7 protein-coding genes are annotated in these 12,594 nt (G+C 48.8%); 3 read left to right on the top strand and 4 right to left on the bottom strand.

Annotated elements, in window-relative coordinates:
- Together tsf and rpsB are read right to left on the bottom strand one after the other, a co-directional pair.
- Entirely contained in the window at nt 1–882 is an 882-nt protein-coding gene (gene tsf, locus WJM45_RS15920) for a translation elongation factor Ts (RefSeq protein WP_341326052.1), read from the bottom strand.
- A gap of 115 nt (nt 883–997) precedes the next feature.
- Complete coding sequence (rpsB, locus tag WJM45_RS15925; protein ID WP_341326053.1) at nt 998–1,750, bottom strand: 30S ribosomal protein S2; 753 nt, start codon at nt 1,748–1,750, stop codon at nt 998–1,000.
- Between the two features lie 319 nt (nt 1,751–2,069).
- Here rpsB and map point away from each other — a divergent pair, with 319 nt between their 5' ends.
- Complete coding sequence (map, locus tag WJM45_RS15930; protein WP_341326054.1) at nt 2,070–2,834, top strand: type I methionyl aminopeptidase; 765 nt, start codon at nt 2,070–2,072, stop codon at nt 2,832–2,834.
- A complete protein-coding gene (gene glnD, locus WJM45_RS15935; protein WP_341326055.1) occupies nt 2,831–5,467 on the top strand; it encodes a [protein-PII] uridylyltransferase in 2,637 nt (878 codons plus the stop codon). Before map ends, glnD begins: the two co-directional genes overlap by 4 nt.
- Before the next feature lie 85 nt (nt 5,468–5,552).
- Here glnD and WJM45_RS15940 read toward each other — a convergent pair whose 3' ends face one another.
- The gene (locus WJM45_RS15940; RefSeq protein ID WP_341326056.1) at nt 5,553–5,951 is read right to left on the bottom strand and encodes a PilZ domain-containing protein; all 399 of its coding nucleotides are present in this window, start codon (nt 5,949–5,951) and stop codon (nt 5,553–5,555) included.
- A 512-nt stretch (nt 5,952–6,463) separates the two neighbouring features.
- Here WJM45_RS15940 and WJM45_RS15945 point away from each other — a divergent pair.
- A complete protein-coding gene (locus WJM45_RS15945; protein ID WP_341326057.1) occupies nt 6,464–8,206 on the top strand; it encodes a multicopper oxidase domain-containing protein in 1,743 nt (580 codons plus the stop codon).
- Between the two features lie 248 nt (nt 8,207–8,454).
- On the opposite strand, the gene WJM45_RS15950 is transcribed toward WJM45_RS15945, so the two are convergent.
- Nucleotides 8,455–12,330 (bottom strand): HAD-IC family P-type ATPase, encoded by a 3,876-nt coding sequence (locus WJM45_RS15950; protein WP_341326058.1) that lies wholly within the window; start codon nt 12,328–12,330, stop codon nt 8,455–8,457.
- Between the last annotated feature and the right edge of the window lie 264 nt (nt 12,331–12,594).

A 12,594-nucleotide genomic window follows, 5' to 3' on the forward strand; every position in this document is an offset into this window, starting at 1 on the left:
TTATGAGCCTCTGACTTGCGCCATGACTTCTTCGGCAAAATTTTCTTCTTTTTTCTCGATACCTTCGCCAACTTCGAACCGGGTAAAGCGAATAACGGCATTACCTTTTGACTTGACCAATTCGCCGACGGTGACTTTGTCGTCCTTAACGAAAGACTGGCCCAACAAGGTAACTTCGGCAAGAAACTTTTTGATTCTTCCGCTCACCATTTTTTCGATAATCTCAGCCGGCTTTCCACTTTCCAAAGCTTGCGCGGAAAAAATTTCTTTTTCTTTCTCAATTGCTTCTTGAGAAACTTGATCTTCGGAAACACAAGCCGGGTTGATTGCAGCAACATGCATCGCAATGTCCTTACCTAATGCCTCATCGGCTTTTTCCAGCGCGACCAATACGCCGATCTTACTGCCGTGCAAATAACATGCAGCACCGCCGTCGGACAAATTGTATTTTTCAAAACGTCTAATCGCGATATTTTCACCCAGTTTTGCAATCAGTTCACGGCGAACCTCGTCGACCGTCTTGCCGTTTGGCAGTTTCAGGTCCAACACTTGCTCGGGTGTTTGCACATCCGCGTTTAAAATAGCGTCGGTGACATTGTTGACGAAATTGACGAAATCATCACCTTTCGCAACGAAATCGGTTTCGCAATTGATGTCGGCAATCGCCGCCGTTTTAGCATCGTCGCTGACTTTTACGCCCACCACACCTTCCGCAGCAGTCCGTCCGGATTTTTTATCGGCTTTTGCTAAACCGGCTTTTCGCATATTTTCGATAGCGACTTCCAGATCACCGTTTGCTTCAACTAGTGCTTTTTTGCATTCCATCATACCGGAACCGGTTCTTTCCCGTAGTTCCTTAACCATTGCAGCTGATATGCTCATTTCTCGTTTTTCCTCTTTATTCTTAACTATAAAAAACGCCTCCCGTTAGGAGGCGCTTTTCAGTTCAATGCGCCATTGCCTTTGAAGAGCTAATTGCCCTTCACCGCACCGACGCTTACTCTGCGTTTGCTTCGACTTCTGATTCCTCAACAAAATCATCGACCTGGGCCGATAAGTTCAATGTCGCGGATTTCGCTTCCAATACTGCATCTGCTACGGATTGGCAGTAAAGTTTAACCGCTCGAATGGAGTCATCGTTACCCGGTATGATGTAATCAACGCTTTCAGGGGAATTGTTCGAATCGACAATCCCAACTACAGGTATACCGAGTTTTTTAGCTTCGCCAATCGCGTTTTTTTCATAACCGACATCCAATACGAACAATACATCGGGCACGCCTTTCATATCCTTAATGCCGCCCAAACTGCGTTCGAGTTTTTCTAATTCGCGCTCCATCCCCAGCGCTTCCTTTTTGCTAAATTTATGATAGAGCGTTCCGTCCGCTTTCATCGCTTCCAATTCTTTCAATCGGTTGATCGATTTTTTGATCGTCTTGAAATTGGTTAGCATGCCGCCCAGCCAGCGATGGTCGACATAAGGCATTCCGCAACGCTTTGCTTCTTCGGCGACCGCTTTACGGGCTGCTTTCTTGGTGCCGACAAACAGAATAGTGCCTTTATTCGCGGACATTTGTCCCAGATAATTCATTGCGTCATTAAACAATGGAAGCGTTTTCTCAAGATTGATGATGTGAATCTTGTTACGGGCGCCAAATAGGTAATTAGCCATCTTGGGATTCCAGTAACGAGTCTGATGTCCGAAATGAACACCCGCTTCTAACATTTGACGCATTGACACTGCTGCCATTTTTTTCTCCTACAGATTATGTGAAACTTAATGTTTCGTTGGGTTACGCCTCCGCCTGCCCCCCTTGGCAACCCCCCCTTCAAATTAATCAAGAAAGGCACCCTACCAAGCGTGTCGACAAACGTGAGTATTTAAAATGCAAAAATGAACTTGCCTTTATATCATAATTAGATTTCAACAACAATTAATTCTCTGCTAAACTGGCTGGACTTCTTCGTTCGCTCAAGCCTTTAATTACTGTAATCTCCACTATTGATCAACTCCTTAACGAGTTTGTTCAAGCAAACTCGCTTACTTGCCAACATAAAGCCGTCAAATCATGGGTATCATCATTAAAACACCAAGTGAAATCGATAAAATGCGCGTCGCCGGTAGACTTGCCGCCGAAGTACTGGAAATGATCGAACCGCATGTTGTACCGGGCGTCACCACCGAAGAACTTAATCAAATTTGCCACGACTATATTGTCGACGTTCAACATGCGATTCCGGCCCCGCTCAATTACCACGGCTTCCCCAAATCGATATGCACTTCGATCAATCAACAAGTTTGCCACGGCATACCTAGCAACAAAAAATTAAAAAACGGCGATATCATCAATATCGACATCACCGTCATCAAGGACGACTATCACGGCGACACCAGCAAAATGTTTTGTGTCGGCGAAGTCAGCCCCCACGCCAAACGCTTAGTGAAAATCACTCAAGAAGCCCTGTATCGGGGCATTGAACAAGTTAAACACGGAGCAACTCTTGGCGATATAGGCCATGCGATACAAAAATTCGCCGAATCGAATCGTTATTCGGTCGTCCGCGAATTTTGCGGTCACGGCATAGGCCAAAAGTTTCATGAAGAACCGCAAGTGCTGCACTACGGCAAACCAGGAGAAGGCATTGCCCTTGAAGCCGGCATGATTATCACGATTGAACCGATGCTTAATTTAGGCAAACGTCATGTGAAGGTGTTAGCGGACGGCTGGACCGCGGTGACCAAAGACCGCAGTCTCTCGGCGCAATGGGAACATACCATCCTAGTCACTAACCACGGTTATGAAATCTTGACACTAAGACAGGAGGAAATGTGACAGAAGCCTTAGCCCATATCCACTATTTCACGCAATCCGATTATATCGCTGCGTTTAAACAGTTAATTAAATCGAAAAACCTTGAGCTTGAGCGGTCATTTAACCCGCAAGAACCGGTCACGCCTTTATTAGTAGCCAAGGCTGAATTCGTCGACGAAATCCTGATTAGCGGCTGGGATCATTTCCTCTGCGAATTCGCCGATCAATTAAGCCTAATTGCGGTAGGCGGATACGGACGAAAAGAATTGTTTCCCTTTTCAGACATCGATATCGTCGTATTATTGGATAAAGAGGCCTCTACGGAAACCCAGGCTGTATTAGGACAATTCTGCAATTTCCTTTGGGACATCGGCTTAAAACCTGGATTGAGTGTACGCACAGTCGAAGAATGCATTCAATCCTGTATCGACGACCAAACCATCATGACCAGCCTAATGGAAACCAGACTATTGCGCGGCAATCCGAGCTTGTGCGCAAAAGTACTCGAACCGATAAACAGCGGAGAGATATGGCCGTCAAGCCGGTTTTTTGCCGCCAAAATGCAGGAACAGGAACATCGTTATTTTAAGTTTCACGACACCGCTTACAATCTCGAACCCAATATCAAGGAAGGCCCCGGCGGACTTCGCGACATGCAGATTATTGCCTGGGTTTTTAAACGCCATTACGGCTCATCAACCCTGAAAGAATTAATTAAATACGGCTTCTTGCCCGAATCCGAATATGAAGAACTGATCACTGCGCGCAACGTACTCTGGCGAATCCGTTATGCACTTCACCTGTTAACCGGTCGCTGCGAGGATCGCCTGCTATTCGACTTTCAACGAGACCTGGCCGAACAATTCGGATTCAAAGGCGCCGACCCGAATCAATCCGTCGAAGAATTCATGCAGCATTACTATAAAACCGTAGTCGGTTTGGAACGGCTCAATGAAATGCTACTACAACTATTTAACGAGCGTTTTATCGGCGGAGAAACGACTTATCAAGAAATCCAAACCAAAACTACAAAACTCATCGCTATTAACGGTTACCTAGAAGCCGAAACGGATAGCCTTTTCGAGGATAACCCACTGGCATTATTGGAAATTTTCCTAGTCATCCAGCAAAATCCTTCACTGAAAGGCATCCGATCAAAAACGATTCGCTTAATCCGTAAAAGCCTGCACCTGATCGACGATCAATTTAGAACCGATAAGCACGCCAATCATCTATTCATCGAGATTTTACGCCAACCGCGAGGCATCACGCACGCACTTCGACGAATGAATCGCTATGGCGTACTCGCCGCGTACCTGCCTAGCTTCGCTCACATCGTCGCCAGAATGCAGTACGATTTATTCCACATTTATACCGTGGACGAACACACCCTATTCGTAATTCGCAATTTGCGGCGCTTTTCGCTGGAAAAGCACACCCACGAACTGCCATTTTGCAACGACATTTTTTTAATGATCCCGAGACCCGAACTACTTTATATCGCGGCATTGTTTCACGATATAGCGAAAGGCAAAGGCGGGGACCACTCCCAAGTTGGCGAAGAAATCGCTCAAGCATTTTGCCAGCAGCACGACCTATCCAAACATGACACCAAGCTCGTTACCTGGCTAGTCCGCAATCATCTGATTATGTCGATGACGGCTCAGCGCAAGGACATCAGCGACCCCGACATCATTCATGAATTCGCCACCCAAGTCGGTAGCACCGAATATTTAAATCATCTTTATTTATTGACTGTCGCAGACATACGCGCAACCAATCCGGAACTATGGAACTCCTGGAAAGACGCATTATTGAAAGAACTCTATAGCGCAACCTACAACGCCTTGCGTCGCGGCCTCAAGAACCCGATCAATATCAGCGACAGACTCGAAGAAAATAAAACCGAAGCCTTGGAAGAACTGCTGAAACTAGGCATTTCCGAAGCGACTATTCATGCATCATGGAAACATGTCGGCGATGAATACTTTCTCAGATATACTGCCGAAGAAATCGCTTGGCAAACCATTGCGATCGCATCCTGCGACGAACTGGACCTGCCGCTGGTGTTACTACGCCCTCAAACTCAACGAGGCAGCGCGGAAGTCTTTATTTACACCCGCAACGAAGACTTTATTTTTTCAATCAGCACCGAGACCCTCGATCAACTCGGCCTTACGATTCTCGACGCAAGGATCGTTACCACCAGCGATCAATACGTATTGAACAGCTTCCAAGTCCTCGAACAATCAGGCGACCCGATCAAGGATTTACACCGAGAAGTCCATATTTGCACAGCGCTCCGTAAAAATCTAAAAGAACACCACATCAATAAACAAAAAAACATTCGACGCCAGTCGAGGCAAGCTCGACACTTTCCAATACCGACAACGATTTCTTTTCACGAAGATCCGCAAAGACGCTTTACGGTCATGGAGCTTATCACAACAGACCATGCGGGACTTCTTTCAAAAATCGGCCATGTGCTCAACGAGCATAACATTCAACTACACGACGCCAAAATCTCCACGATAGGAAGCCGTGCAGAAGACATGTTTTATTTTACCGATTATCAATCCAACCCGATTCAAGACCACGAAACACTACAAAACTTGGAGCAAGCCATTCATTCCGCATTACGCGACAATTTATAGCCCATTAGTTAGTCGAATTTCGGCTCCGGAAATACCCGGTAAAAGTTGCTAGCAGGGAGGATTTCGACTCCAAGCCCTGCTATGATCATACAGATGACATCGTAACTTCGTTCGAAACCAATCGATTTTCGATAAAACGAATAAGATTCTCATAACCGTCACCTTCGAGATCCTTATACCGCATACCGATTTCGCAACGGTCCCTCGCTATCCGGCGAGAAAATTCAACATTACAACGCGCTTTTACCTGTAAAGGGCGATCGCCGGCAAGCGGCAAATCCAGCCATGCATTTAATTCCACAGGGCGACCGTTACGGATGTAACATCCGCCGGGAGTCATCAAATTCCGCTGTAATATACTGCATTGTATCGAGAATCCGTCACTTGAAGTATCAATCGCCAATACTTTGAGACGCACACCTTCTTCATTGGTAACCACAACAGGCAAATGCGCAGCAACACGAGGATAAATTTTCTTTTCCATAGCCATCTCCGATCGACCAAATATTGTCATAAAAATTCTAGTCTATATCTTATTTTTTACCAGAATAAATATGCAGTTGTCGCTCAGACCTCATTCACTTAATAAGATTACTCAGCCGCGAAACAGTCCCGCTTGACAACATTCTCAAAAACATCAATCCGAAATAACCCACAAGAACCGGCTCTCCGTTATCAAAGAGCACTTTGTGACCTACCGAAATGAAATCGATCGAACCGAGGTCTTGACTTTAATCAACCTCTACGAAAGAATCTCCTGTATAATTTTCAAACAAGTTATGTTCTTTATCGCTCTTACACGACCGAAAAAACGTCTAATAAGCCAGAAAGCATCAAGAGATACCGGCAACGTCGATATCCATCGGACAGGCATTATTAGAATAATAATAACCAACTCTATCTAAACGTTTTTTCAGTCGATATGGAGTAAATAAACTTTCGCACTTTTTCCGAGTCACAGTGATTCGAATCATGTGTTTTTTCAGAGGTCTTCGCATGCACAAAAATTTCCTTACCCTTCTCTGCGGCGCCATGACGCTTATTGTTCCGCTTGAACTGCAAGCAGCCAATGATTTGCCGCCTTCCGCTAAAATTGAATTGGGCGAATCGGAAGAAGTTTGTTCCGATTTCACTTCACCGAAATGGAGGGATGCACAAGTCATCGACGGCGTTGAGATTCAAGAGTCGAGACTTTGCAACCCCGACAATCCCGCCGAAATTGCCGCCTTCGTAAAAGGCACGAACAACATCAGCATGTCGACGTTAATGGATACTCAATTGGCCGCCGACTCGATCATCAAAACCAATGACGTCGACGGCGACGGCGACCCCGACCATATCATCATAAAGCTCGAAATCGTCGAATTAAACGGCCACTCTCCGGATAGCACCGAATTGACCACTCAATTCGATATTGCGCCAGGCGTACAACCCACCTTTTGGGTATTCGCACCTAAGACCCGCGACATGTCGACTCTGAGCCTCTACGAACCGCAAGCCAATGCGCTACTGCGAGTGCCTTCGCCGACCATACGCGTCGAAGAAGGCGATACCGTCTGGCTAGTTGTCGAAAATACCCACCACATGCCGCATTCATTACATCTACACGGTGTAGATCATCCTTATATGGACCATAGCGGCAGCGGCAATGACGGCGTCGGACAAACCAGCGCAATGGACATCATGCCCGGTGAAAGTAAAACTTATGTCATCAAACCTCGCCAAGCCGGTTCTTTTTATTATCACTGCCACGTTCAGCCCCATACCCACATTCCAATGGGTTTACAGGGCATATTCGTCGTAGAAGAAAATCGCCCAAACAACTGGTTACAAACCTTCAATGTCGGCAATGGCCAAGTTCGACACCCGTCGGTAGCCGTTCAGGAAAAATACGCCCGCGAATACGACTTACATTATCAGTCGGCGGACAAGGAATTGCATGAACTGGCTCGCTCTGCCAACGACCCGCGCCTGCTCGCACAAAAACTGAACATGGAATACGACGTCACCGATGCAACCGACGATTATTTCATGCTGAACGGTCGCTCATTCCCGTATACGCTCAGGGAGTCCTTGATTGAAATGCAGCCGAATCAAAAGGTCAAGCTTCGCATACTAAACGGTCACACCGAAGCATTGGGTGTTCATATACATGGACATAGACCCATGATCACCCATTATGACGGCATCGATAACGGCCCGGGATCTTATATCATGCGGGATGTTCATACCATGGTACCGGCACAACGCATCGATCTCGAACTTGACGGCACCGACGACGGCTTACATAGCTTCGGCGAAGGGGTCTGGATGATGCATGATCATGTCGAAAAATCATTCACTACCAACGGCATCGGCGAAGGCGGCGATATCAGCTTGGTCGTTTACAAAGATTTTCTTGACGAAAAAGGAATTCCGAAAATGCAAGGCTGGACTCTGGCGCCTTATTTCACGAAAGAGTTCTGGCAAGGCAAATACCCGCTATGGCAAGATTACGACAAGTGGCGCAGCTTAGGTCTTCCTGACGCTCGCGGCTACAAAGCTCCTTTGCCGTCTCCACCTCAAATGATGCTTGAAGGACCGTCCGACTCTTTCAGCTCGACGACGACGGACTCGGAAAAATCGTTTATCGGCGATTTATTCTCCGGATTGATTTTAGGCATCCTCGCTTACATGGCTATCGTGCGGCGCGAAGACATTTTCGCCTTGTATCATAAGCTCGTTAAAAAGCCCGCCTAAATTTCGACTAGGTTTGCGGAATTCCGAAAGGATTCCGCAAACCACATCAATGACCTACCCCACACAAGTCAGATTGTCTATACAAAAAATGGGCTTATAGTGGTCGCACATCAAATTTCGGTTTTTATCCCCTCATCCTAACCTTCTCCCGGAGGAAGAAGGTATTGAAGCGCCGAAATTTGAAGTGCGAATCGTTCAACAAATTCGGATAGATCCGATGTTGAAAGCACGAAGACCGACGGAAACTTCTATTTCGAAACCGTTTTCGTCACGCATCTCGTTATCCATTTTCTCGTTTCGTCGAGCACTAAAACGCTCGAAGCAACCAGTATCGCAACCAGCCAGTCGACCGTATTCAGCGCTGTCGTTCCGAATATTTTTTGCGCGGGCGGCCAATGAACGACCAAGACTTGTAGCAAAACGACGACAAACAGAGCTAACCATAATTTTCGGTTATGAAAAAAATTGCGGTTGAACGCCGTTTCGCGCTCGGCTCGGGCGTTGAATACGTTAAAGAACTGATACAGCACAAAGGTCGTAAATGCCATCGTAACCGCATATTCAGGGTTGCCCTGTTCAAGACTATAGGTAAATACCGACAAGGTACCGATCATCATCGTCATGCCGTAAGCCACCAAGCGCAGCAAACGACCGCCGGAAAGAATCTGCGCGCCTGGACGACGCGGCGGCTCTTGCATCAAACCGCTACGAGCCGGTTCGATACCGAGCGTCATCGCCGGCGGACCATCCATGATGATGTTGATCCACAGCAATTGGATCGCCGTAAACGGCATCGGCAAAGCCAATAACGTGGATGCCAACACCGTCAAAATAGCGGCAATGTTTGTCGAAAGCTGGAATCGCACGAACTTGATAATATTGTCGTAAATAACCCGCCCCTCCTCAACCGCATGAACGATAGTCGCGAAGTTGTCGTCGGTCAACACCAGCGTGGCGGCCTCTCGTGTCACCGCCGTGCCGGTGACGCCCATTGCGACGCCGATATCGGCGGCTTTGAGGGCAGGCGCATCGTTCACGCCGTCGCCGGTCATCGCGGTGATATGACCGCCGGATTTCAACGCTCTCAGAATCGCGACCTTGTGCTGCGGCGAGACGCGTGCGAATACAGCGATATCGTCAATGCGCCGGCTCAATTCGTTCGGCGACATCCGGTCGAGTTCGCCCCCGGTGACAACATCCCCCGTCAGGCCTAACTCGTTCGCGATCGCCGTAGCGGTTGTTTTATGGTCGCCGGTAATCATTTTGACTTGAATCCCCGCCGTTTTACAGTGCGTGACGGCTTCCGCCGCTTCGGCTCGGGGCGGGTCCATCAAACCGACCAGGCCTAAAAACTCCCACGCTTCGGTCCACCGCCAAAGATCGCCTTTCGGGTCGAATTCATTCGCCGCGACTTCCCGTCTAGCGACGGCAAGCACCCTCAATGCGCTGTTGGCGAGACGGTCGTGTTCGGTTTTGATCGTGCCGAGCAGCGGATCATCGAGCGGCACCTTACCGTTATCGCCGAGGCAAAAGCGCGAATGCTTCAACAAAACGTCGGGTGCGCCTTTGATAAACATATCCACCACGTTTTCGCGCCGGTGAAAAGTGGCCATGAACTTGTGCGCAGAATCGAAAGGAATTTCCGCAATTCTCGGCGAACGTTCCTGTTCGAGAGCGGGGTCGATCCCGCTTTTTTGCGTCAATACGAAAAGCGCGCCTTCGGTCGGATCACCAATCAACTCGCCGTCTCGTACGCTTGACTCGGTACAAAGCGCCATCGGCAACAAAAACGGTCGCCAATCCCGATCGCCGGAGCTTTCGATGCGACCATCGGCCCGATACCCTTCGCCCGTGACATCGAAACGTTGACCGGCATACCATCCCGAACGGGCCGTCATCTGATTGAGTGTCAACGTGCCGGTCTTGTCGGTGCAGATGACCGTAGTCGATCCGAGCGTTTCGACCGAAGCCAGTTTTTTGAGAATCGCGCGTTTTCTCGCCATTCGCCACATACCGATTGACAGCGTCACAGTAACGACGGCGGGAAGCCCTTCCGGCACCGAAGCCACGGCCAACGCAATAGCCGTCATAGCCGCATCGGTCCACGGAGCTCCGCGTTGAATCGTCAGCGCAAAGATAATCAGCACGATCCCGCCGGCGAGAACAGCCAGCCGCTTGCCTAAAACATCGAGCTGTCTTTGCAGAGGCGAAGGCGAATCGGGTGCTTGCGCAATCATTTCTGCCAAACCGCCCATGACCGTACGCATCCCGGTGTCGGTGATTATCATTGTCGCCCGCCCTCTCGTGACGACCGTATTCATAAACAAGAGGTTGTTTTGTTCGGCCAACGGCAAATCGTCTAGATCCAGCTTTTCATATGTCTTCGCAACGGCTTGCGATTCACCGGTCAACGCCGATTCCTGCACTTCGAGACTGTGGGCTTCGACCAAGCGGCCGTCTGCCGGCACCCGATCGCCGGCTTCGAGCAAAACGATATCGCCAGGCACCAATTCCGCCGCATCGATCTCCTGCATTTGTCCGTCGCGTCGCACTTTTGCACGCGGCGCCAACATGCTTTTCAATGACGCCAATGTCTGTTCGGCACGATGTTCTTGATAAAAGCCCAAACCGGCATTGAAAGCGACGACGATTAAAATTACGATGGCATCTTTCAGATCACCGATAAACCAGGCCAGCAGGGCCGCCAATAACAAAACGACGATCAGAAAACTTTTGAATTGATCGAGAAATTTAAGCCAAAGCGGACGCGGCGGCGATTCAGTCAAACAGTTTTCGCCGTGCAATTTTAACCGATGACGGGCCTCTGCCGTGGTCAGTCCCGTTATCGAATCGGTTGCGAATTGCGCAGCCACCGTCTCGACTTCAAGCGTATGCCACGATCCGCGCTGGCGATTTACCGACGCGGACGATCGATCATCCAAATCGATCGATGCAGCTCGATTATCGTCGTTGAAATCGGCATTGAATTCGCGGATGAAGATTTCCCAAAACGCGACAAATAGAGCGGCAATCAACGGTCCGATCACGAATCCGTTCATGCCGAACCAGACTAAACCGCCGAGCGTCGACAACAAGACGATATAGTCGGGTAGTTTAGTGTCACGACCAACCAGTACCGGTCTTAATAAATTGTCGACCAAACCGATCACGCCGGCACCGAAACCGATCAGAATCAAACCATGCTCCCAGTCGCCGACAGCAAACAAATAAATCGCGACCGGCATCCAGATGAGCCCAGCGCCGATAACCGGAATCAGCGACAATAGCGCCATCACGACGCCCCATAGCAACGCGCCTTGTATGCCGAGCAACGCAAAAATGATTCCGCCCAATGCACCTTGAACTGCGGCGACCGTCAGATTGCCTTTGACGGTTGCTCTGATGACTTCGGTGAATTTCGCGAAGAGTAATTTTTCGCGTTCGTCTCCTAGCGGTAAAGCTTTTATCAACAACGCCAGCAAAACATGACTGTCGCGCAACATAAAAAAGGCGACGTACAACGTCAAGCCGAGGCTGACGACAAACTCCATCGCGCTTTGACCGATCTGAACGGCATTCTGGGCAATATGACGGCTGACCATGATCGCTGCGTTCGAGAGATGTTCCTTAAAAATATCCAGATCGAGATGCAGGCGTTCCAGCAAGCCATGAACCGCCGGAAACCCTTGTTTAATTTGAGCGATATAACGGCTGAAATCGATGTCGCCGCTTTGCAGTCGCTGATAAAGTTCCGCGCCTTCCTGAAAAAAAGACACGACAACGAACAGGGCCGGAGCGATGCCGACCAGAAGGCAAATCGCCAATGTCGCGAGCGCCGCCGGATTCGGACGCCCCCAAAGCTTGACAAGGCGCACGTACAGAGGGTGAAACAACATTCCGATCACGCAAGCCCAAAAAACGGCGCTGAAAAAGGGTTCGAGCAAATGCAAGAACAACAACGTGACCAGGACGAGCATCAATAGAAACGATCCATGTTCTAATCGGATGCGGAAACGGTCGGAATAACCGGTACCGCGATGAGCGGAATGCTCGGGTCCGTCTTTGGTTACTGTTTTATTATCTTCGTCTCGCATCGCCATCAATTCCGTTACACTGAGCTTCATCGGATCGAACTAATATAGCAGAAGCCCAACTGCCCATAACGCTTCGTTTCGTCTTTGCTACAAAAATCGTTATATATACCTTTCGCACTTCAAATTTCGGCAGTGCCTGAGGAGGCGCCAGGGTGTGCGGCCCCTCACCTAACGTTAGGTGAGGGGCCAGCATGGAGCTGGCATAGAGCCTACATGGACGTATTTACCCAGCACCCAAATTCCATAGCTCATTGACTATGGTTAACTATCTTGGATAATTCATCCAGCACCTAA

This window comes from Methylotuvimicrobium sp. KM2 (assembly GCF_038051925.1).
Lineage (GTDB): Bacteria > Pseudomonadota > Gammaproteobacteria > Methylococcales > Methylomonadaceae > Methylotuvimicrobium.